Below are 20,877 nucleotides of genomic sequence, written 5' to 3' on the forward strand. Positions count from 1 at the left end.
TTCTATTGCGGGTTCTTCAGAAGCGCGGCATCGGTGCTGATAAGGGGACCGTCGGGCGCGTCCACAGGTTGGGGCCGGAAATGCCGTAGGACGGGATGGTGATGACGTCGCTGGTGGTCTTGAAGGTCAGCGCTTCCTCGTAGGTGAAGACGATGGCGTCGCGCTTGTCCGACGAGCAACCGCTATACCAAGAGGCGATCACCCAATGGGCGAAGTCCTTGAGCTCGCCATCCGGGATGTCGGCGAAGAAATCTTCGACGACGATAGCATTCCTGCTTTGAGCAACCTTGATAATCGCGTCCAGCATGTCCGGGAGGTTCTTGTACTGTCGCTCCGCCGTCTCGACGATGCGTCCGCCGACCGCCGGGCTTAGTTCGTGATTGATCAGAAGGTTCGACAACTGCATGAACTTTGTCCGTATGTCGCCGTCGATTGCGGCAAGCGACAGCGTGGGGCAAAGCGCGGCGACTATACCGGCTGCCAGGATGCTCGCGCTGCCGCGCAGCAGGCTACGTCTAGAAAGCGTAAATCTGTGCGTCGGGTCTTGTGGTTGACTGTTCATTGTTTCCCGACCTTAAAGGAGAGATGAGACATGGATATCGGCGCCGCAGAGGAAGAAGCGGTGACGAAGGCATAGACGGAGGTTTTTTTGGACGTGACATCAGGGATTGCCTCGTACTTGCGGACTTTCCGCCGCAAGTGTCGCCTGAGCCAGCATTCGACGCGAAGATTTCGGGAAACGCTTGTTTTCAATCATAGAAAGTCACACAGAAGGCGCGAGCGGATACACTGCGGCTGTCTTGCGACAGCACAGTCCTCCCCACCGCGCCGAAATAGTTGGATAGCTGATGATCAGCTACGCCACTAATATCGGATTGTCAATTAGGCTTAGGAGCCCACGCCACGTGATCGTAACGTCCGACGAAATGCTCAGGACCCATGGCATTCTTCTTCGTCGCTGCCAGCAGGTGGCCCTTGCCATTTTCACTCAGGAAGCGGCCGAATACGAGTTCTCTCCAACACAATATAGCGCCCTGGCATTTATCCATATCGAGCCAGGCATTCATCAAAACACCCTTGGCGAACGGATCGCTCTAGATCGTTCTTCCGTTACAAAATGTGTCGAGGGAATAGAGAACCGCGGTCTCATACGTCGTGAGGTCGATAGGAGAGATAAGCGTGCGCGGCTTTTGTATATCACGCCCTTGGGTGAAGAAATGCTGGAGAACGTGACCGCCGCATCGGCGCGGGCGCGCGGCCGTATCAAGGACGTTATCGGCGAAGACGGTTATATCAAATTTATCGGGGCACTACAGGCCTTTAGCTCACTCCTTGATGAAGAAGCAACGCCGTAAAAGGCATGCGCGACACCGTCGAGGTCAGACGAAGTGGTAACGTCGTTGTCTACTGGTACGGCCGCTCCCAAAGTCAACCTCGGGCGCATTCATGACCCTTGTCGGATCGCGTCGACTGCGCCCCTCAGGCGCGGCAGGGCGTCGGAGCATCGCCCGTCAAAAGCAAGCAGCGACCATCCCCGGCTCACCGCGTCCGGGTTATAGATGTGCACGAGCTTCTTCGTTGAGGTGCCGTCTGCCGCGACGCAGTTGGCATTCAAGCACGCTTGACGGGATAGGGACCGCGGCCTTGCAAAATGTCGAGTACGCCGTCGAGATGATCTTCGTTCAGCCGGCTCGTACGCTCCGGGCAGTTGCTTTAGGTCGTCAGGGCCTCGAATTAATGAACCGATGTTTCGGAGAAAGGACGCGGCGATCCCCATCGCGGTGTACTCGATCAGGCCACGATAGACGCTGTCGTGGAAACTCTTCGCCTGCTGCTCGTCGAGGCGGCAGTGCTCACCGCCCCTACGTATCGTAAGGATGAGTAAGATCGGCTGACCTCGGCCGCCCGAGCGGATTCCGTCGCCATACCAAACCGACCGCGTTATGCAAGCCCGCGTTCATTCCCTGCCCCATTTAGCAATGCAAAATGAGGGTTCGCGGTCATTGAAGGTGAGGTTGGCCAGGCCATGCGCCGCACTTCCGCTGTGAATTGTGCCGGGAGACTATCTAGACGGTAACTAGTAAGGGCTCGATCTCTCGACGACCGCGGCGGAGGCCTTGCGCAGTGGGCTACACTTACAGTGGGCAGTAGGATTTGATCTCGATGCGCTCTGGCGCGTCAGCTCGTCACTGAGTGCTATCGTATGTACAAGGCCCTCGATCGCTCCAGATGCTTGGTGACCGCCGCGTCTGCGCCGTCTGGATCATTCGCTACCAGACGATCCAAAATCTCCTCATGCTCGGCGAGCGTGAACTTTTCCTTGCCGGTCCAGATCAGCATGTCCGTGTGATAGGTCTTCAGCCACGCTAGCATGGCTTCGCTGACAGCAATGAAGATCGGATTGCCGGTGATCTGGGCAATCCGCGTATGGAACTGCATATCTGCGGCAATGAACTCTTCGGCCTTTCCCAAGGAATTGCGCTGGCGATCTATGATCGCCTGCAGGTCGGCCACATCTTCAGGACAGATACGTGACGCCGCCTCGCGTGCCATACCCTTTTCGAAGAAAATCCGGGTGCTTTTCAGATGTTCGAGGCTGTCGGATGACTGCGAAAGCATGATCTTTGCGGTCAGGTCGACCTGGCGAAAAATCGACTTGGCCGTCAGTTGCAGAACCTTGGCGCGCTCGCCGTGCGAGATGCTGACCAGGCCCATGTTCGAGAGCGATTGCATCGCTTCGCGGATGGCCGGCCGGCCGACGCCGAACCTCTCCATCAGGACACGCTCCGAAGGCATCTCGTCACCCGGCTTCAATTCACCGAGCGTGATCATCCGTTCCAGTCTGTCGAAAACCTCGTCGGAAAGTTTTCGACGGACAATTTGCTCTTCTGGCTGATTCATTACGTCCCGCTGGCTCAAGATTCTCCTCCTCAATGAGTCTTACACGACATCACGATTGGCGGGCGACCGAAATGGCAATGCCTTCCGGATTTCTTCTTCCCCAAAGTTGGAATACTCATTATACCAGATGATGAGTTGGCGCCACGATTAAGTCTTGGCGGGAGGAGTAACTGATTTTCCATGACGATCACACTGACCTATCGCATTGAAACGCCGGGCAGCATCGAGGCCATGGCGGACAAGATTGCCAGCGATCAATCCACCGGAACCTTCGTACCTGTCCCCGGCGAAACGGATGAACTGAAAGCGCGAGTTGCGGCTCGAGTCGTATCGGTCCGGCCGCTTGGGGATGCCGATAGCCCGACATGGCCCGAGGTCGGCAAGGGACATGCACCGCTTTCGCGTGCCGATGTCGATATCGCATTCCCGCTCGATGCTGTCGGCACCGACCTTTCAGCACTGATGACGATCGCGATCGGCGGTGTCTATTCGATCAAGGGGATGACCGGTATCCGCGTCGTCGACATGAAATTGCCGGCAGCCTTTGCACAGGCCCATCCCGGTCCGCAGTTCGGCATCGCCGGCAGTCGCATGCTGACCGGCGTTTACGACCGTCCGATCATCGGTACCATCGTCAAGCCGGCGCTCGGGCTTCGGCCTGCAGAAACGGCCGAACTCGTCGGAGAGCTCGTCCAGTCCGGCGTCGATTTCATCAAGGACGACGAGAAACTGATGAGCCCGGCCTATTCGCCTCTGAAGGAACGCGTTGCCGCCATAATGCCGTTGATACTCGATCACGAACAGAAGACCGGCAAGAAGGTGATGTATGCCTTCGGCATTTCGCACGCCGATCCCGACCAGCTCATGCGCAACCACGACCTGGTGCTAGAGGCCGGAGGCAATTGTGCAGTCGTCAACATAAATTCCATCGGCCTCGGTGGAATGACCTTTCTGCGTAAGCGCTCCGAGCTCGTCCTGCATGCGCATCGCAACGGTTGGGATATTCTGACGCGTGACCCGGGTGCCGGCATGGATTTCAAGGTCTGGCAGCAATTCTGGCGACTGATCGGGGTGGACCAGTTTCAGATCAACGGCATTCGAATCAAATACTGGGAGCCCGACGAAAGCTTCGTCGCCTCTTTCAAGGCCTTGAGTACGCCGCTGTTCGATGCAGCAGACTGCCCTCTGCCGGTTGCCGGATCCGGACAATGGGGGGGCCAGGCGGCCGATACATACAATCGAACCGGGCGCACCACCGATCTCCTCTATCTTTGCGGCGGCGGCATCGTCAGCCATCCCGATGGCCCCGCGGCCGGGGTTCGGGCTGTACAGCAGGCATGGCAGGCGGCGGTGGCGGACATGCCCATTGACGTCTATGCCCAGGATCATCCGGAACTGGCGGCCTCGATCGCTAAATTTTCCAACGGCAAGGGGGCATGACGGGCATGTCCAAGCTTCTTCTCAGTTTCTACGGCGACGATTTTACAGGCTCGACCGACGTAATGGAGGCGCTTGCCTCCAACGGCGTGCCAACGGTGCTGTTTCTCGGGGTGCCGGACGCAAAAATGCTGGAGCAGTTCAGCCACTGCAGGGCGCTCGGCATTGCCGGCACAAGCCGCAGCGAAACGCCCGGGTGGATGGACCAGCATTTGACGCCGGTCCTGTCCTGGCTACACGCGCGGAAAGCCGCCATCTGCCATTACAAGGTGTGCTCGACCTTCGATTCCAGCCCCGCAATCGGAAGTATCGGCAGGGCAATCGAGATCGGAATTAGGCTGTTCGAGCAGACCGTCGTCCCTGTAGTGGTCGGCGCACCGCAGCTTAGACGTTATACCGCCTTCGGCCATCTTTTTGCCGCGTATCAGGGCAAGGTCTACCGCATAGACCGCCATCCGGTGATGCGCCGGCATCCGGTTACCCCCATGGATGAAGCGGATCTGGTTCTGCATCTTGGCAAGCAGACCAGCCTGCCTATCGGCCTCGTGGACAGTGCGGTTCTGTCCGGTCCTGACGCGGACAGGCTTGTGGATAGGAAACTTGAGGAGGCGACGGGAAGCGTCCTTTTTGACGTCGACGACGATGCGACCCAGACCGCCGCCGGTCGGCACCTATGGCGGCTCAAACCGCCGACCGACGGGCTTTTTGTCGCCGGCTCTTCAGGCGTCGAATACGCGCTGATCACAGCATGGAGAAAAGAAGGGCTGATCGGTGAGCAAATCGATTTTCCCCTGCCAGGCCCCGTCGACAGGCTGGTTGTCGTGTCCGGCAGCGTTTCGCCGACGACGGAACGCCAGATCCGCACCGCGATCGACGATGGCTTCCATGCCGTCGATCTCGATCCTCTGGCACTGATTGGCGAAAGCGGCGACCAAGCAATCGACGCTGCTGTCGCGGAAGGTCTCGATGGCCTGCAGACAGGTAGAAGCGTCGTGCTGCATACGGCACTTGGTCCATCCGCCGATCGCGGCAGGGAGATCGACCGTCTGCCCGGTGCGCGTCATCGGCTCGGAAAAACTCTCGGCATCATCCTGCGCCATCTGGTCGAAGAGCAAGGCCTCAAACGCGCCGTGATCGCTGGCGGCGATACCTCCAGCCACGCGCTGAAAGAACTGCGCGTCGAAGCGTTGACGACGCTGCTGCCGCTGCCGCAGACGCCTGGTTCACCGCTTTGCACCGCACATGGACAATATAGAGCGACCAACGGTCTGCAAATTGCATTGAAGGGCGGCCAGGTCGGAGCCGACGGCTATTTTACGCAGATCCGGGACGGAAGAAGGGTCTAGATGACACTTTCCCGACACCACATTTGAGATCGACACGCTTCCAGCGATGCAATCCTTTGCGCTGAAACGTCTAGGCGAAGACGATGTCGTGCGGGATTCAAGGCATCTGGGCAGCGATGACCGACCCTCTTTTGTGGATATCGACGGGATCAATGTTTCGATTCAGCAAAAGGGAATGCCATGCACTTGGCATACTCATTGACTCATCATACCAGTAGCGATATACAACCACAAAACGACAAGGTGGGAAACATGACAACGATTGCTCTGTTCGGCGCGGGCGGAAAAATGGGATACCGGCTGGCCAAGAATCTTCAGGGTTCGCATTACGACGTGCGACACGTCGAGGTGAGCGATGCCGGCAAGGCCAGGCTTCAGGCCGATCTCGGATTATCCTGCGTGCCCGTCGACGAGGCTCTTGAAGGAGCCGACGTTGTAATTCTGGCGGTGCCGGATACCGCTATCGGCAAGGTTGCCGTCGGCATCATCGACAAACTGAAGCCGGGCACCATGGTCGTCGCTCTGGATGCCGCGGCGCCGTTTGCAGGCCACCTGCCTAAGCGTGAAGACCTCACCTATTTCGTCACACATCCGTGCCATCCGCCGATCTTCAACGACGAGACGGATATCCAGGCCAAAAAAGACCATTTCGGTGGCTTGTTTGCCAAGCAGCACATCGTCTCGGCACTGATGCAGGGGCCGGAAAGCGCCTATGCCACTGGCGAGGACATTGCTAAAATCATCTGGGCGCCGGTCATGCGTTCGCACCGCGTGACGGTGGAGCAGATGGCCATGCTCGAACCTGGACTGTCGGAAACGGTCTGCGCCTCGCTTCTGGTCGTCATGCGCCAGGCGATGGACGAGTGCGTGTCGCGGGGTGTTCCCGAAGAAGCTGCTCGCGACTTCCTGCTCGGCCACATGAACGTCCTGGGCGCCGTGATCTTCAAGGAGGTCGACGGCGTGTTCTCCGACGCCTGCAACAAGGCGATCGAGTTCGGCATCCCGGCGCTGATGCGCGACGACTGGAAAAGGGTGTTCGAGCCAAAGGAAATCGCCGACAGCATTCAGCGTATTACTTGATCCGCCTAGGGCTTTGCCCATCACATAGCAGCCCCGAGGGAGACGGGGCTTTTCAACCGGGAGGAAACCATGAAATTGACACGTAGACTGACTGCGACCGTTTTTGCAGGCTTGCTGACCATGGGCGCGGCGATGCCCGCCTTTTCAGCGGATCTGATCGCCATCATCACACCGGCCCATGACAATCCGTTCTTCAAGGCCGAGGCCGTCGGTGCCGAAGCCAAGGCGAAGGAGCTCGGATACGAAGCTCTGGTCATGACCCACGACGACGATGCCAACAAGCAGTCGCAGATGATCGACACGGCGATCGGCCGCGGCGCCAAGGCCATCATTCTCGACAATGCCGGCGCCGATGCTACTGTGGCTGCTCTCAAGAAAGCCAAGGACGCGGGCATTCCGTCGTTCCTGATCGACCGCGAGATCAATGTCACCGGCGTCGCCGTGGCGCAGATCGTCTCCAACAACTACCAGGGCGCCCAGCTCGGTGCCCAGGAATTCGTCAAGCTGATGGGCGAAAAGGGCAATTACGTCGAACTCGTCGGCAAGGAATCCGACACCAATGCCGGCATCCGCTCGCAGGGCTATAACGACGTCATCGGCGACTATCCGGACCTGAAGAACGTCGCCAAGCAGTCCGCCAACTGGAGCCAGACGGAAGCCTATGCCAAGATGGAGACCATCCTGCAGGCCAACCCTGATATCAAGGGCGTGATCTCCGGCAACGACACTATGGCGATGGGCGCCATCGCCGCGCTGCAGGCCGCCGGCCGCAAGGACGTGATCGTCGTCGGCTTTGACGGTTCGAACGATGTGCGCGACTCGATCAAGGCGGGCGGGATCAAGGCCACCGTTCTGCAGCCAGCCTATGCTCAGGCCCAGATGGCTGTCGAGCAGGCCGATGCCTACATCAAGAACAAGACTGCGCCGAAGGAAGAAAAGCAGCTGATGGACTGCGTGCTCATCAATGCCGACAACGCCTCCAAGCTCGAGACCTTTGCACTGAGCAAATAACCCGGGTTCCAGAACCGGAGAGCGCGCGCACCGCGTGCTTTCCGAATTCTTCCAGCGAAGTGGAGTGCATTCGATGCTGAGGATGAGAGGCGTTGTGATCGTCGCCGTGCTCGCGGCAACGCTGCCTGCGTGCAAGATTATAAAAACGCCGACCGCCGAGGAAAAGGCCGCAGAGGCGGCGAAAACCGCATTCGATCCGGCAGCCAAGGTGGACGCAGTCTGGCAATCGCAGGCAGTTCCGTTTCTGCAGGGCCGTGCAGCTGATATCCGTGAGGTCGTCGACCTTGCAGCATCAAGACCAGACGAAGCCGGCCAGAAGTACGGCAACCCGCGCAAGCAGGCGAGCGCCCCCTGGACCTATGCCGTCAAGTTTACTGGCAAGGTGGTTGCCGCCGACACGCAGTCACGCGCCGCTACTCTCGACGTGGATACCGATGGCGATGGCAAGGCGAACGCCAAGGTTCAGATCGGTCCTGCCATCCGGGGAACGGCGCTGCGCGACGCCTTGGAGTTCGTCAATTTCAATGAATTCAAGAACCAGATCGAATGGGCGCAATTCGGCAAGGCGTTCAACGAGAAGATCGCCGCCGATTTCCTCGCAAAAGTTCCGCGCGACGGTCTGACGGGCCGGACCATCTCCGTCGTGGGCGCTTTTGCCTTGCCCGCATCAGGACAGTTGCCGCTGATTACACCGTCCGCGCTGAACCTGGGGCAGCCCGAATGACGGCGACCGGCATCGAACAACACCCGGAGGTGATCCTTCGCCTCGACGATGCATCAAAGGTCTATTCCGGCATCGTCGCCGTCAAGCGCGCCAATCTCGAACTACGGCGCGGCGCGGTCAATGTTCTGGTCGGCGAGAACGGAGCCGGCAAATCGACGCTGATGAAGATCATCGCCGGCGTCGAGCGCCCGACGCTGGGCCGTATCATTCTTGACGGCGAGCCGGTGTTTTTCAGCAGTCCTGCCGAAGCCCAGGCACACGGCATCGGCATGATATTCCAAGAACTCAATCTGTTTTCCAATATGAGCGTTGCCGAGAACATCTTTGCGACGCGCGAAATCACCCGTGGTCTGCGTGGTATCGACCACGCGGAGCAAGTCGCGAAAGCCGACGGCTTTCTCAAGCGGCTCGATGCCGGCATCAGTGCAGAGACCATGGTCGAGGATCTGCCGATCGGTCAGCAGCAACTGGTCGAGATCGCCAAGGCGATGTCCCTCAACGCCCGCATCCTGATCATGGACGAACCTACGTCGGCGCTCTCGGCCGCCGAAGTCGAGATCCTTTTCAAGGTCATCAACGAACTGAAGGCACAAGGCGTCGCTATCGTCTACATCTCGCACCGGCTGGAAGAACTGATGCGGATCGGCGATTACATCACCGTCCTGCGCGACGGCCAGATCACCGGCCAAGCGATGGTCAAGGACATCGACACGAGATGGATCGTGCGTTCTATGATTGGCTCGGACGCGAAGGATTTCGCCCGCGCGGTCGATCACAACATCGGCGAGGAGGCATTTCGGGCCGAAGGCATCAGCCTCGCGCGCCGCACCGGCGGACTTGCCGTCGATGATGTGACGCTGTCGGTCCGTGCGGGCGAGATACTTGGTATCTACGGATTGATGGGCGCCGGCCGCAGCGAATTTTTCGAATGCGTGATGGGCCGGCATCGGCACGCCACCGGCAAGATCTTTATCAACGGCCGGGAGGTCCGCGAGCGCGACACGACGCGGCGGATAAGACACGGACTTGCGCTTATCCCGGAAGACCGCCAGCGAGAGGGTCTGGTGCCGGTCTTGTCCATTGCCAGCAACCTGACGCTGGCCAGCCTTCGACGGTTCGTCCGGATATTTCACGTGGTTGAAAGCGCAGAAAAACGGGCGATCAAGGCGATCATTCAAGATCTGTCAATCAAGGCGCCAAATCCTGACTTCGAAGTCACCTCGATGTCGGGCGGCAACCAGCAGAAAGTGGTGATCGGCAAGGCACTGATGACGTATCCCAAGGTGTTGCTCATGGACGAACCGAGCCGGGGTATCGATGTCGGCGCCAAAGCCGACGTTTTTCGCACCATGCGCCGGCTGGCCGGCAGCGGCCTTGCGATCCTGTTTTCGACCTCTGATCTCGAGGAGGTCATGGCGCTTTCCGACCGGATCGCGGTGCTGAGCAACGGTAAGCTTGTTGCCGTTTTCGACCGCCATGGGGTCACGGAAGAAGCCATCGTCGCGGCTTCGGCCAAGGGGCATACACAGATAAGGGACCACGCGTCATGACTGCAGACACCTCCACCGCAATCCCCGCGACGCGATCGAATGGTTCCTGGCTTCTGACCGTGATGAAGCTGAGAACATTCATTGCGCTTTTTGCAGTGATCATCTTCTTCTCGATTTTCGCACCGAACTTCACCTCGACGGCCAACATGATCCTGATGTCGAAGCACGTCGCGCTCAACGCCTTCCTGGCGATGGGCATGACGTTCGTGATCATCACCGGCGGCATCGACCTGTCGGTCGGGTCGATCGTGGGCTTGTGCGGCATGGTCGCCGGCGCCCTGATCCTCAACGGCGTCGTCCTGCCGATCGGCTACACGATCTACTTCAACATCTACGAGATCGTCATCATCACGGTGCTGGTCGGCCTTTTCATCGGCCTGATCAACGGGTTGCTGATTACAAAGCTCAATGTCGCCCCTTTCATCGCGACCCTCGGAACACTTTACATCGCTCGCGGCATGGCGCTGCTTTCCTCCGACGGCCAGACATTTCCGAACCTCGTCGGTCGCCCTGAGTTTGCAACGACCGGTTTCGAGTTTTTGGGCGCCGGCCGAATTCTTGGCTTGCCGGTATCGATCTGGATGCTCGTCGTTCTGGCCCTGATTGCCGCATACATCGCGCGTTCGACACCGATCGGGCGGCACATCTTCGCGGTCGGCGGCAACGAGCGTGCGGCCCGCATGTCGGGCATCCGCGTCGATGTGGTCAAAATCTTCGTCTATATGTTCTCCGGCTTCTGTGCAGCAATCGTTGGTCTTGTCATCTCTTCGGAGCTGATGGCGGCACATCCGGCCACCGGCGAAAGTTTCGAGCTGAATGCGATCGCGGCTGCGGTTCTGGGCGGCACATCGATGTCCGGCGGTCGCGGCACGATCGGAGGTACCATCATCGGCGCTTTCGTCATCGGCATCCTTTCCGACGGGTTGGTGATGATGGGCGTTTCGTCGTTCTGGCAGATGGTGATCAAGGGTCTTGTGATCATCATCGCCGTCATTGTCGACCAGGCGCAGCGTCGCCTCCAGCAGCGCGTCACACTGATGCAGATGGCAAAGGCAGGTTGACCATGACGGATCAGCTACGTGGCGCGCTGATCGGCTGCGGCTTCTTCGCAGTCAACCAGATGCATGCCTGGCGGGACGTGACCGGTGCCGATATCGTGGCGATCTGCGACCGCGATCCGGCCCGGCTGGAAATCGTCGGCGACCAGTTCGGCATCGAGCACCGCTACAGCGATGCGGCCGCGCTGTTTGCTGATGGCGGCTTCGATTTCGTCGACATCGCCACAACGGTACAGAGCCACCGGCTTCTCGTCGAGATGGCCGCTGCGCACGGAATACCCGCCATCTGCCAGAAACCGTTCGCAAAAACTCTCGCCGATGCCAAGGCCATGGTCGAAATCTGCAAGCAGGCCGGTACTCCACTGATGGTGCACGAAAACTTTCGCTGGCAGACGCCGATCCAGGCTGTGCGCCGGGTACTTGATTCAGAGACGATCGGCGAGCCCTTCTGGGGCCGGTTTTCATTCCGATCAGGCTACGACGTGTTTTCCGGGCAGCCATATCTGGCTGAAGGCGAACGTTTCATCACTGAGGATCTCGGCATCCACACGCTCGACATCGCACGCTACATTCTTGGCGATGTCGGTGCCCTTTCGGCGCGCACCCGCCGCGTCAATCCGGCGATCAGGGGCGAGGATGTGGCAACGATCCTGTTGGACCACGAAAACGGCGCCACATCGATCGTCGACGTCAGTTATGCCAGCAAACTCTCGACCGAGCCTTTCCCGGAAACACTGATCGAACTCGACGGCACGAAGGGCAGCCTGCGACTGTCGCAAGGCTATCGCTTGGAGGTGAATGGCTCCGATGGCACCCAGATATTGGATGTCTCCCCGACGCTTCTCGGCTGGGCCTCGCGCCCTTGGCACAACATCCAGGAAAGCGTGTTTGCAATCCAGCAGCACTGGACGGATCGGCTCAAAGCCGGCACCGAAACGTCCACATCGGGCGCCGATAACCTGAAGACCTTTGCCCTGGTGGAGGCCGCCTATGCCAGTGCGGCGAGCGGCCAGACAGTGAACATCGAGGCGCTTCTGCGATGAGTATCGAGCCGGATTATTTCGCGCTTTACGGCACCCATGCCCGTGAGACGCCGCCGGTCCGGCTGACTGCCGGAAAGCTTTCTGCCGACTTCTCAAACGGCAATCTGCGCAGCATCACGTATGACGGCATGGAGGTGCTTCGTGCCATTTCCTACCTTGTGCGGGATCGCGACTGGGGAACGTATAGCCCGGAGCTGACGGATCTCGACATCCTGCAGCGAGATGGTTCCTTCACAGTCGCGTATTCCGCTCGCTACGCGGGTCCGGCAGGAACCGAACTGACGGTTTGTGTATCGATTTCGGGCGACGCTTCAGGCAGTTTGACATTCTCGGCCGAGGCGTTGTCATCGACCGGTTTCGAGACCAATCGCTGCGGATTTTGCATCCTGCATCCGATCGTCGGTCTGGCAGGATCGCCGGTGACCGTTGCCTATGTCGACGGCCGGTTCGAGGAGACCTGCCTGCCTGATCTGATAGAACCCTGGCAACCCTTCCAGAACATGCGGGGAATTACCCATACTGTCCTGCCCGGCGTCGTGGCCGAATGCCGGATGGATGGTGATACGTTCGAGATGGAGGATCAGCGAAACTGGTCGGATGCATCCTACAAGACCTATGTCCGCCCCCTGGCGCTGCCCTGGCCTTACACAATCGATCCATCGCAAACGGTAGCGCAGGCCGTCACGCTCACGGTGAGAGACCATCGCCCTTCTGCATCTGCGCCGATGAGAAATTTTCCGGCTGCCGTCGTCATTACCCGCGGATCGAAGACAGGCACATTTCCAAAAATTGCCCTGATCATCACTCCCGAGGAGGCAAAATCGACACTGCAGCAGGCGGACCTTTTGGCACAGGTCGGACCGCAGGAACTGCTCTTCCATTTCGATCCGCTAGCGGGACACACCGCGGACTGCTTTGTCGATTTTGCCGCGATTTCCAAGCTACATCCCGGCACGACCACCCTTGAAATCGCACTCGCATGCCATCGACCTCTCGCGGACGAAACGGTCGAGATCGCGGAACGAATGCAGTCGGCCGGTTTTCGACCTGACGCAATCGTCATCTCGCCCAACGTGGATCGGCAGTCGACGCCACCCGGCAGCACCTGGCCGGAATGCCCGCCCCTCGAAGAGGTTTATGCGGCGGCGCGCAATGCTTTCCCGGGCATCAGGCTCGGGGGCGGAATGCTGAGCTACTTTACCGAACTGAACCGCAAGCGCGTGCCGTCCGCCAATCTCGACATCATCAGCCACTGCACCAACCCCATCGTCCATGCTGCAGATGATCTGAGCGTAATGCAGACACTGGAAGCCCTGCCCTTCATCACACGATCCGTCCGCGCGATCTACGGCGATAAACCCTACCGCATCGGCCCATCGACGATACCCATGCGCCAGAACCCCTATGGTAGCCGGACGATGGACAATCCGGGCGACAGGCGCATCGCCATGGCCAATACCGATCCCCGCCAAAACGGATTTTTTGCGGCGGCCTTCGCCATGGCCTATGCGAGCCGGATCCTCGATGCCGGGCTGGAATGCTTGACCCTCTCGGCGCTGACGGGACCTTTCGGGCTGGTCGCAGGCAGGAACGAGCCGTCACCGGAAGGTGAAGCGCGTCCGCTATTGCGCATCGTACACGCGCTTGCCGGATTGGCCGGTCGAACCTGGAAGCAGTGCATCTCGTCCGACCCGACGCGCCTTTTATGCTTTGAATCGCAGGATAGCGAAACGTCGTCAATCTGGTTGATCAACATTACCGCGGAACAGGTAACCGTAGATCTGACGGAATGGGCTGGCAGCGATCACTGTCGGACAGGAGTGCTGATCCTTGCACCCTTCTCGACCGAGCAGATCGCAAGGGTTTGATTGCAGACAGAATTCAGCATCGTTTCCGTAGTTTCGCTGTCAGCGGAGCAGCGGCTAGGGAAGCATCGGAAAAGTTGGACTGAGATATAGGATAGGTGGCGCGCGCCTTGAAAGGATCTGAACGTACGACCCGCCGCCCTAAAGTCCCAAGCGACTGATATATTGATATTTTCTTCTAACGCCTGCGGCTGAAGGGTCTTGCATTGCAAACTGTCAGAAAACTGCATATATTTCTGACAGGAGAATAGCCATGCAACGACTGACAACACAGATCATGGCCTACGCAGAACAGCTGCCCGAGGGAACGGCGCTGTCCGCAAAGGCCTTCCTGCATTTGGGAAACCGCGCCGCGCTAGACCAAGCTTTGTCGCGTCTATATGAACGCGGCGAGCTTGTTCGGGCTGGTCGTGGGATCTATCTCAAGGCGATCAAGAGTCGCTTCGGAAGCCGGCCGCCGACGGTCGAGCAAGCCGTCGAAGCCGTTGCACATCAGCGTGGCGAGGTGATAGTTTCGAATGGTGCTGCGGCTGCAAACTCACTCGGGCTGTCCACTCAGGTGCCGATCCGGTCCGTTTACTTCACATCCGGCCGCAGCCGAACCATGACTGTCGGCAGCCAGACGGTCGAGTTGAAGCACGTGCCGCGCTGGCAACTCGCCTTGGCGAACAAGCCTGCCGGCCTGGCTGTTCGTGCGCTGGCCTGGCTCGGCCCGGAAAAGGCTGAAGAGGCTCTTCCGAGCATCAAGCGGAAGCTGTCCACAGAGGCGTTCGCCGAACTCGTTGCCGCCGCCCCTCAGTTTCCTAGCTGGCTTGCCCGCAGTGTAGGAAAGGCCGCTCATGGCTGAACAGTTTTTGCGGCTGACCCGGGAAGATCGAAGAGAAGTTCTTGCGATCGCAGCGGAGAAATCCAGACGGCCGATCCACCTCCTGGAGAAGGACACGTGGGTCGTCTGGGCGCTGCAGACCCTTTATGGAACGACTCTCGGCGACCACCTTGTCTTCAAAGGCGGCACGTCCCTCTCGAAAGCCTACAACGCCATCCGCAGGTTTTCGGAAGATGTTGACCTGACCTACGATATCCGTCAGCTCGCCAATGATTTCGTGGGCGAGAATGAGGAGGCGTTGCCAAAAACCAGAAGCGAGGAAAAGCGCTGGTCGAGCGAAGTTCGCAAGCGTTTGCCGGTCTGGGTATCCGAGACCGTGCGTCCGCTCATTATCGATGCGATCAACGCCCAGTCGCTTCCAGCCACCGTCCGGGTCGAAGCCGACAAGCTATTCATCGACTACGAAGCAGTTGCTGGAGGATCCGGCTATGTCGCCCCAAGCGTAATGCTGGAGTTTGGAGCTCGATCGACCGGAGAGCCGGCAAGCGTTCGCGAGATTTCATGCGACGCTGCTGGCCTTGTCGATGGCATCGAGTTTCCCACCGCCAGACCGCGGGTCATGCATGCCGAACGCACGTTCTGGGAAAAGGCGACGGCAATCCACGTCTTCTGTCTGCAGGAACGGCTCCGCGGAGAGCGCTTTTCACGCCACTGGCACGATATCGTTCGTCTTGACGATATAGGCATCGCGGACAGCGCAATCGCTGATCGCGACCTGGCCAAGTCGGTGGCACAACACAAATCGATGTTTTTTGCCGAAAAAACGGCCGACAGAACGCCGATCGACTACGAAGCAGCCGTGGGCGGAGGACTGCAGCTGGCACCTTCCGGCGAAGGAAGGGCGGCTCTCGAACAGGACTACGCCCGGATGCTGGAAGACGGTCTTCTTCTCGATAAGGCCGAGACCTTCGACGAACTACTCGCTCGATGCGCGAAAATCCAAGACAAGGCCAATGCCGGCGGCTGAGAAAAAGCGTCCCTGATCGCCGGAAGCCAACTGAAATGACAATTCACGCGATGGCCGACCCGTGATTTTCAATCACTACACCACCTATCGGCCCGGCCTTTTCGCTCGTCTGCTTCCTTCCGGTAGGTGGAAGCTCCGGCTACCCACGGCGACCGCGGGCTCTGTCGAGCTCAACACCGGAACGCGGGCCGAGCTGCGATGTCTCGATACTATCGCCATCGGGATCAAAAATGCCCTGCTTTGGCACACGGTCGAAGTTCGCAAGCGCAGTCATGTCGAAACTCTGTCGTGCCTCGGCGAAGAGGCTGCGAGCCAGCTCGCGAATGACTTCCACAGGTTCATCAATCGCTACCTGCTCGAACTGATCGGGACGGATCAGGAGGCTTTAAAAGAGGTCGATGCGAAACTCGAGCCCTTGATCGAGGGAGAGCGGCAATACTTGGCGCAGGCGGATCTCGTGCAAGCCATCGCGAGTGTTTCGGGCCCAGCCGCCGCCGCACTCTCCCATCCCTTGTTTGACGCCGATGGCATAACAGCGGCCATGGAAGCTAATCTTCAACGGTCCCTGTCTTTCTTGACCGACCCCGACCGGCGCAATCGGTACAATGATGAATTTGTTGCGACCGAGCTCACCAGGCACGCCACTTTCTTCGACGATCTCGATGGCCGATCATTATCGGATCAATAGAGGGAATCCTGTATTCGGTTGGAGGACAGCAATCTCCTGATCGCGTCTGCAGGGTCCGGGAAGTCGGCGACGATGGTCGGCAAGATTGCTTATGTGCTGGACAAGGGGCTGTATCAGCCGCAGGAAATCCTCGTTCTCGCCTACAACAGGACAGCCGCTGGAGAGCTGAAGGAGCGAATTGGACGTCAGCTTGGCGTCCAACCGGCGGATCTGCGGTGCAAGGTCGCGACGTTCCACGCTCTTGCTCGGGGTATCCTCGAACTGGTGGAGGCCAAGCCACCGCAATTGGCGAATTGGGTGGACCATCCTGCTGGCGAAGCACGGGTCATCGCCAATCATCGAAGACTTGATGCGATCGGACGCGGGCTTTGCAAAGGTCTGGATTGAGCTTCTGGCGCTCTATCCGAAAGCCGATATTCCCGCGTCCGTCTTTGACAGCGATGCGGACTATAACCGCTACATCTAGGCGCGCCGGCGTGGCGGCGAAGCGTCAATCGGCGCATTTGCGGGGTCTATGTCAGATCTTTGCAAGAGCAGATGATAGCGAACTGGCTGTGGCTCAACACGGTCGAGTTCGAATATGAGCGCCAAATCGCCACGCAAGACGAAGACGGGTCGATTAGGCATGTGCATCCTGACTTCTATATCCGGCAAGTATCCCCATCCATGAGCATTTGCCATCGATAGCGAATCCTCGTCATTCACCAACTATGTGGAACATGCCGATAGCAAGCTGGCGGCCTACAACCGTACAGAACTGGACGCATTCACGACGAAATCGGCCGAGACCAACGACGGAACGCTTCTCCTTCGGCTCCAGGCCGAGCTTTCCAAACGGGGAATTCAGCTCCAGCAACGAAGCCTAGAGGAAATCCTGAACGCGGTCGAACCGGTCATCATACAACATTTCCAGAAAGTGATCGCCATCTGCTTCAAGCATATCCGAGCTGGCGATCTGACTTTGGAAATGCTCCTTGAGCGCGCAAGTACCCTTCACGACAAGAAGCGTGCCAGAACGTTCGCACAGGCAATCTGGAAAATTACCGCAGCTTTTGCGAAGAAGCTCGAAGATGACAAACGCATCGACTTTGATGCCATGGTCGCCAACGCCACCCGTTTGGTGGAGAAGACCCGGTATAAGAGCCCCTACTCCCTCATCCTCGTCGACGAATTCCAGAATATCTCGGATTCCCGCGCCAATCTGATCAAGGCACTGAAGCACCAGAAACCATTTTCAAAGATCTTTGCAGTCGGAGACGATTGGCAATCGATTTATGGTTTTCCGGATCCGACATCAGCATCTTCACGCAATTCGAGACGACCTACCGCAATCAGGTGATCGCCGATGCTGCCGCCAACTTCATACAACGGAACCCCGCTAAGCTGAGAAAAGCAGTTCGCTCGGTCAGACCGGCGATTGCGCGATCCATCACGGCAATTCCGATCACGGGCGAGAACGGCAAGCCCCAATTCAGTCAGGCCAGCCTGCGGCTCCTGGACCGGCTTGGCAGGTTTCTGGGTGGGACCGCAGACCGTCATTCGAGCTCTGGTCGATCACGCCCGCGCTCCGGATACAACGATCGACGAACGCCTGGAAGCCGTCATTGACGCACGCCACGCGGGACTTGGGTCCGCAACCGACACGGACCGCGAATTTACGCAGAAGGCAAAAGCCTCCCTGTCGCTGCTCGCCCGCCGACCGGACTAGGCGCTCCCGCGCAACCAGACCCTCAGCTGTTTATGGAGTTGGACATGAGAGAAACTCGGCCTGTGCCCATACCCCACGAAATGAAGATCGTCGACGTGATCGAGAGTGCGGATCAGGCCTTGGCTTCAGCGGTTTCTCTGGCGCGGGACCAGGCGGTTAAGAAGGCTGTCGAGGATATGAGAGCCATCGGCCAGGAGAAATCCGCGCCGGCGATGGAGTATGTTGCGAGCGTCGTTCGCCAGAGGATGTACTGCGTGATGTGCGGCGCGGACCCGGACACACTGCAGGGGCGGCGACCCTGAGATCGCGTATCACGTCATCCGCAACAGCCAGAATATCGCGAGACATTATTGGGCTGCGGATATCGAACCCTACCCGCCGAGGTGAGGAGATCTGCCGCATCTGGTCGCGATCGCAAACCGGTGTCATGAACGTGCGAAGCGATGCCCTCGGCGCGGCCGGCAACGACACGTGTTCGTTGCCGGCCGAAGATTCTTTCGAGCCGGTGTTCCCAGCAACCGATGACTCTGTCTTCAGAGGCGTTCCAGTTCCACTACAGCGCCGCCAGCCGCTTCCAGACGGTTGAGATAGGTTGCCGGATCGAGCAACTGATAAGGGAAGTAAAGACCAGGTGACGCGGGGTTGCGTCGGTCCAGTCCGGTCAAGCGTTCAAGGATCGTCGCAACGCCGAGCGCCGTCAAAGGCGCCGCCCCGCTGGGGTGAAACACTGCATGTCTTGTCAGAAGCGTCTGACCATCACGCCCTTCCCCGGACAACTCGATGATGATCTCCGTCGACTTCGGTCCTCCGCGACGCCGCGTTGAACTGACGCCGGTCGCGAGATTGAATTGTACGTCTGTCGCGCCGGTGGCCGCGGCAAGGCCCGCGACGTCGATCGACGAAAAGCCCGAAGCTTTGATATCGGTACCGTCGATCGCTCGAAACCACGCTTTAGCGTCATCACCCGCGCGCCAGATGTAGGTGCCACCGCGGAGCGTGAGCGCTGCCGGCATCATTCTGGACAAGCGTTCGAAATCTTCCGCGACAGCCGGACCGCCGCCATCCTCCTCGTCCACCAGCGCGCCGATCTTGATGCTGTCGACACGATGGAAGCTCTTGGCGAGTTCGAGTGTGGGAACCGTTGTTGCGCCCACCAGCCACTCATAGCCGAGCACCACTGCCCCCGCCTCGGGTCTGTGCATGTACGTCGCGATCTCGGGAGCAATCTCGAAGACGCCGGACGAGATGTTGAGGTGGGGTAGCGAACGCGCATGCGCAAACCTGAGACCGGCCAGACGGTTGTCGGCGTAGAAGACCGCCACGGCGCCGACGTCCCGGCCCCCCAGACCCAGATCTTCGGCGGAAAGGTCCAGTTCTACGGCGTCGGCATTGCCGAGCTCGTCCGCAGCCGCCTGCGCTTTGGCAATGTTCCGACCGGCCAAAACCAGCGGGACGTCAGGATAGAGGCTGCGCAGGGTTTGAGCGCTGAGGCGGCCGATCGCGCCGGAGCCACCCATCATCAGGATCGGTTTGACGTGCATAATCTCTTTGCTTCCATCATCTCGTAAGTTACCATTGGTAGACAATGCCGTATTAACCTACTATTGGTAGGATAGCAATCAAGGATCGATATGGACCCCAGTCAGACGACAGAGAAGTCGGGGACGGTCGCAAAGAGGCTGTCGAAGGCCAAGCGCCGACGGCAACTTCTCGACACTGCTTTGTTGATCGTTCGTGAAGAGGGTGCGGACCGCCTGACGCTGGGTCACCTCGCTGTTCGCGCCGGTGTGTCGAAGCCGGTTGCCTACGATCATTTCGAAACCCGCTCCGAACTCCTCATTGCACTTTACAGATGGATCGACACGCAAAAGGTCGACGCCTTTCGCGACGCGATGGCAGTCAATCGTCACAGCAGCACCGAGACGGTCGGTCTGCTTGCAGCCGCTTACATCCAGTGTGCCGCCGACATAGACGGCGAGTTCCATGCGGTTGGCGCAGCGCTAGCCGGCAGCGAAGAGAAAGCTGCCGTATTCCAGGAATTGCTGGCCCTCGGCGTGGCGATGTTTGTCACAGTGCTGGCGCCGCACAGCCGATTGCCCTCAGATGAGTTGAAGAGGCGCTGTGTCGGCCTGGTTGGCGCCGGTGAAGCGCTTGCGGCGGCAAAGCTGCGTGGCGACTGCGATGAAGGTGAAGCAATCGCCACGTTCACCGGGATAATTGCCGGGGCCGTGCTAAGCGCGGGGCCGTCCTGAGCCGCGGATTGTCAACGCAAGTTACCGCGTCATCGTGCCGAAAAACAAAACCTCGCCAGAATTGGTTTTCACTCCGCTGACGCTCAAGGGCGCGTCGTAGTCCGCCGGCACCTCGATGCAGAGCCGGGCGTGAAGTTCGGTGGCTGCGCCTGGAATCAACGGCAAAAGGCAACGCGCTAAAAGAGCAAGTCCGTGTATCTGCTCAGTTAGCGTCGCTTCAAGCCGGCGCAAAACTGCCTCCCGTTCGCATCCCTCAAGAGGGCGGAGGAGCTTTCGCGTCTCTTCAAGGCGCATATTGAGTGAAGACGCTGTTTGCTTCACCCAGATAGGCAAAGATCTCGCTCGAACCGACATAAGGTTC

At 59.0% G+C, this 20,877-nt stretch carries 22 protein-coding genes; 18 read left to right on the top strand and 4 right to left on the bottom strand.

The features are described 5' to 3' along the window. Positions 1-16: 16 nt before the first annotated feature. On the bottom strand, positions 17-562 hold the full coding sequence (locus AC0JZ8_RS02240) for a sugar dehydrogenase complex small subunit (RefSeq protein WP_471891580.1): 546 nt from the start codon (positions 560-562) through the stop codon (positions 17-19). Between the two features lie 286 nt (positions 563-848). Here AC0JZ8_RS02240 and AC0JZ8_RS02245 point away from each other — a divergent pair, with 286 nt between their 5' ends. Continuing rightward, positions 849-1,355, top strand: a complete 507-nt coding sequence (locus tag AC0JZ8_RS02245) for a MarR family winged helix-turn-helix transcriptional regulator (protein WP_471891581.1) — start codon at positions 849-851, stop codon at positions 1,353-1,355. A gap of 841 nt (positions 1,356-2,196) precedes the next feature. On the opposite strand, the gene AC0JZ8_RS02250 is transcribed toward AC0JZ8_RS02245, so the two are convergent. Next, positions 2,197-2,901, bottom strand: coding sequence for a transcriptional regulator NanR (locus tag AC0JZ8_RS02250; protein WP_471891582.1), 705 nt, complete (start codon positions 2,899-2,901; stop codon positions 2,197-2,199). A 180-nt stretch (positions 2,902-3,081) separates the two neighbouring features. On the opposite strand from AC0JZ8_RS02250, the gene oiaX reads away from it, so the two are divergent. The 16 genes from oiaX (at position 3,082) to AC0JZ8_RS02330 (ending at position 18,566) form a co-directional block, all read left to right on the top strand. Beyond that, positions 3,082-4,341, top strand: coding sequence for a 3-oxo-isoapionate-4-phosphate decarboxylase OiaX (gene oiaX, locus AC0JZ8_RS02255; protein WP_471891583.1), 1,260 nt, complete (start codon positions 3,082-3,084; stop codon positions 4,339-4,341). A 5-nt stretch (positions 4,342-4,346) separates the two neighbouring features. Next, the gene (locus tag AC0JZ8_RS02260) at positions 4,347-5,684 is read left to right on the top strand and encodes a four-carbon acid sugar kinase family protein (RefSeq protein WP_471891584.1); all 1,338 of its coding nucleotides are present in this window, start codon (positions 4,347-4,349) and stop codon (positions 5,682-5,684) included. Between the two features lie 180 nt (positions 5,685-5,864). Further along, a complete protein-coding gene (locus tag AC0JZ8_RS02265; protein WP_471891585.1) occupies positions 5,865-6,764 on the top strand; it encodes a phosphogluconate dehydrogenase C-terminal domain-containing protein in 900 nt (299 codons plus the stop codon). Positions 6,765-6,833: 69 nt separating this feature from the next. After that, on the top strand, positions 6,834-7,775 hold the full coding sequence (locus AC0JZ8_RS02270; protein WP_471891586.1) for a substrate-binding domain-containing protein: 942 nt from the start codon (positions 6,834-6,836) through the stop codon (positions 7,773-7,775). Positions 7,776-7,848: 73 nt separating this feature from the next. Continuing rightward, positions 7,849-8,499, top strand: coding sequence for a DUF2291 family protein (locus AC0JZ8_RS02275; protein WP_471891587.1), 651 nt, complete (start codon positions 7,849-7,851; stop codon positions 8,497-8,499). Beyond that, on the top strand, positions 8,496-10,049 hold the full coding sequence (locus tag AC0JZ8_RS02280; RefSeq protein WP_471891588.1) for a sugar ABC transporter ATP-binding protein: 1,554 nt from the start codon (positions 8,496-8,498) through the stop codon (positions 10,047-10,049). Before AC0JZ8_RS02275 ends, AC0JZ8_RS02280 begins: the two co-directional genes overlap by 4 nt. Beyond that, complete coding sequence (locus tag AC0JZ8_RS02285) at positions 10,046-11,110, top strand: ABC transporter permease (RefSeq protein ID WP_471891589.1); 1,065 nt, start codon at positions 10,046-10,048, stop codon at positions 11,108-11,110. The genes AC0JZ8_RS02280 and AC0JZ8_RS02285 overlap by 4 nt, the downstream gene beginning before the upstream one ends. 2 nt (positions 11,111-11,112) lie before the next feature. Further along, the gene (locus AC0JZ8_RS02290; protein WP_471891590.1) at positions 11,113-12,150 is read left to right on the top strand and encodes a Gfo/Idh/MocA family protein; all 1,038 of its coding nucleotides are present in this window, start codon (positions 11,113-11,115) and stop codon (positions 12,148-12,150) included. Positions 12,151-12,152: 2 nt separating this feature from the next. Next, positions 12,153-14,018 carry a D-apionate lactonase gene (gene apnL / locus AC0JZ8_RS02295; RefSeq protein WP_471891763.1) on the top strand — a complete coding sequence of 622 codons (1,866 nt, stop codon included), beginning with the start codon at positions 12,153-12,155 and terminating at the stop codon, positions 14,016-14,018. Positions 14,019-14,268: 250 nt separating this feature from the next. Next, positions 14,269-14,862, top strand: coding sequence for a DUF6088 family protein (locus tag AC0JZ8_RS02300; RefSeq protein WP_471891591.1), 594 nt, complete (start codon positions 14,269-14,271; stop codon positions 14,860-14,862). Continuing rightward, complete coding sequence (locus AC0JZ8_RS02305; RefSeq protein ID WP_471891592.1) at positions 14,855-15,868, top strand: nucleotidyl transferase AbiEii/AbiGii toxin family protein; 1,014 nt, start codon at positions 14,855-14,857, stop codon at positions 15,866-15,868. Before AC0JZ8_RS02300 ends, AC0JZ8_RS02305 begins: the two co-directional genes overlap by 8 nt. A 61-nt stretch (positions 15,869-15,929) precedes the next feature. Then, positions 15,930-16,556, top strand: coding sequence for a hypothetical protein (locus tag AC0JZ8_RS02310; RefSeq protein ID WP_471891593.1), 627 nt, complete (start codon positions 15,930-15,932; stop codon positions 16,554-16,556). Positions 16,557-16,574: 18 nt separating this feature from the next. Further along, positions 16,575-16,943 carry a UvrD-helicase domain-containing protein gene (locus AC0JZ8_RS02315; protein WP_471891594.1) on the top strand — a complete coding sequence of 123 codons (369 nt, stop codon included), beginning with the start codon at positions 16,575-16,577 and terminating at the stop codon, positions 16,941-16,943. A 325-nt stretch (positions 16,944-17,268) separates the two neighbouring features. Continuing rightward, positions 17,269-17,895, top strand: coding sequence for a UvrD-helicase domain-containing protein (locus tag AC0JZ8_RS02320; protein WP_471891595.1), 627 nt, complete (start codon positions 17,269-17,271; stop codon positions 17,893-17,895). Between the two features lie 165 nt (positions 17,896-18,060). Further along, positions 18,061-18,264, top strand: coding sequence for a hypothetical protein (locus AC0JZ8_RS02325; protein ID WP_471891596.1), 204 nt, complete (start codon positions 18,061-18,063; stop codon positions 18,262-18,264). Between the two features lie 44 nt (positions 18,265-18,308). Further along, on the top strand, positions 18,309-18,566 hold the full coding sequence (locus tag AC0JZ8_RS02330) for a hypothetical protein (RefSeq protein ID WP_471891597.1): 258 nt from the start codon (positions 18,309-18,311) through the stop codon (positions 18,564-18,566). Positions 18,567-18,797: 231 nt separating this feature from the next. Here AC0JZ8_RS02330 and AC0JZ8_RS02335 read toward each other — a convergent pair whose 3' ends face one another. Then, positions 18,798-19,805 carry a Rossmann-fold NAD(P)-binding domain-containing protein gene (locus AC0JZ8_RS02335; RefSeq protein ID WP_471891598.1) on the bottom strand — a complete coding sequence of 336 codons (1,008 nt, stop codon included), beginning with the start codon at positions 19,803-19,805 and terminating at the stop codon, positions 18,798-18,800. 90 nt (positions 19,806-19,895) lie between these two features. Between AC0JZ8_RS02335 and AC0JZ8_RS02340 the strand changes: the two genes are divergently transcribed. Then, on the top strand, positions 19,896-20,516 hold the full coding sequence (locus tag AC0JZ8_RS02340) for a TetR/AcrR family transcriptional regulator (protein ID WP_471891599.1): 621 nt from the start codon (positions 19,896-19,898) through the stop codon (positions 20,514-20,516). Between the two features lie 21 nt (positions 20,517-20,537). Here the strand turns inward: AC0JZ8_RS02340 and AC0JZ8_RS02345 are convergent, their stop codons facing one another. Continuing rightward, positions 20,538-20,747, bottom strand: a complete 210-nt coding sequence (locus tag AC0JZ8_RS02345) for a hypothetical protein (protein ID WP_471891600.1) — start codon at positions 20,745-20,747, stop codon at positions 20,538-20,540. Positions 20,748-20,877 lie beyond the last annotated feature (130 nt).

This window comes from Velazquezella soli (assembly GCF_977018685.1).

Excerpts from the sequence above, each read along its gene's own strand:
- AC0JZ8_RS02240 (WP_471891580.1), bottom strand. The coding sequence starts at position 562 with ATGAACAGTCAACCACAAGACCCGACGCACAGATTTACGCTTTCTAGA.
- AC0JZ8_RS02245 (WP_471891581.1), top strand. The coding sequence starts at position 849 with ATGATCAGCTACGCCACTAATATCGGATTGTCAATTAGGCTTAGGAGC.
- AC0JZ8_RS02250 (WP_471891582.1), bottom strand. The coding sequence starts at position 2,901 with ATGAATCAGCCAGAAGAGCAAATTGTCCGTCGAAAACTTTCCGACGAG.
- oiaX (WP_471891583.1), top strand. The coding sequence starts at position 3,082 with ATGACGATCACACTGACCTATCGCATTGAAACGCCGGGCAGCATCGAG.
- AC0JZ8_RS02260 (WP_471891584.1), top strand. The coding sequence starts at position 4,347 with ATGTCCAAGCTTCTTCTCAGTTTCTACGGCGACGATTTTACAGGCTCG.
- AC0JZ8_RS02265 (WP_471891585.1), top strand. The coding sequence starts at position 5,865 with ATGCACTTGGCATACTCATTGACTCATCATACCAGTAGCGATATACAA.
- AC0JZ8_RS02270 (WP_471891586.1), top strand. The coding sequence starts at position 6,834 with ATGAAATTGACACGTAGACTGACTGCGACCGTTTTTGCAGGCTTGCTG.
- AC0JZ8_RS02275 (WP_471891587.1), top strand. The coding sequence starts at position 7,849 with ATGCTGAGGATGAGAGGCGTTGTGATCGTCGCCGTGCTCGCGGCAACG.
- AC0JZ8_RS02280 (WP_471891588.1), top strand. The coding sequence starts at position 8,496 with ATGACGGCGACCGGCATCGAACAACACCCGGAGGTGATCCTTCGCCTC.
- AC0JZ8_RS02285 (WP_471891589.1), top strand. The coding sequence starts at position 10,046 with ATGACTGCAGACACCTCCACCGCAATCCCCGCGACGCGATCGAATGGT.
- AC0JZ8_RS02290 (WP_471891590.1), top strand. The coding sequence starts at position 11,113 with ATGACGGATCAGCTACGTGGCGCGCTGATCGGCTGCGGCTTCTTCGCA.
- AC0JZ8_RS02300 (WP_471891591.1), top strand. The coding sequence starts at position 14,269 with ATGCAACGACTGACAACACAGATCATGGCCTACGCAGAACAGCTGCCC.
- AC0JZ8_RS02305 (WP_471891592.1), top strand. The coding sequence starts at position 14,855 with ATGGCTGAACAGTTTTTGCGGCTGACCCGGGAAGATCGAAGAGAAGTT.
- AC0JZ8_RS02330 (WP_471891597.1), top strand. The coding sequence starts at position 18,309 with ATGAGAGAAACTCGGCCTGTGCCCATACCCCACGAAATGAAGATCGTC.
- AC0JZ8_RS02335 (WP_471891598.1), bottom strand. The coding sequence starts at position 19,805 with ATGCACGTCAAACCGATCCTGATGATGGGTGGCTCCGGCGCGATCGGC.
- AC0JZ8_RS02340 (WP_471891599.1), top strand. The coding sequence starts at position 19,896 with ATGGACCCCAGTCAGACGACAGAGAAGTCGGGGACGGTCGCAAAGAGG.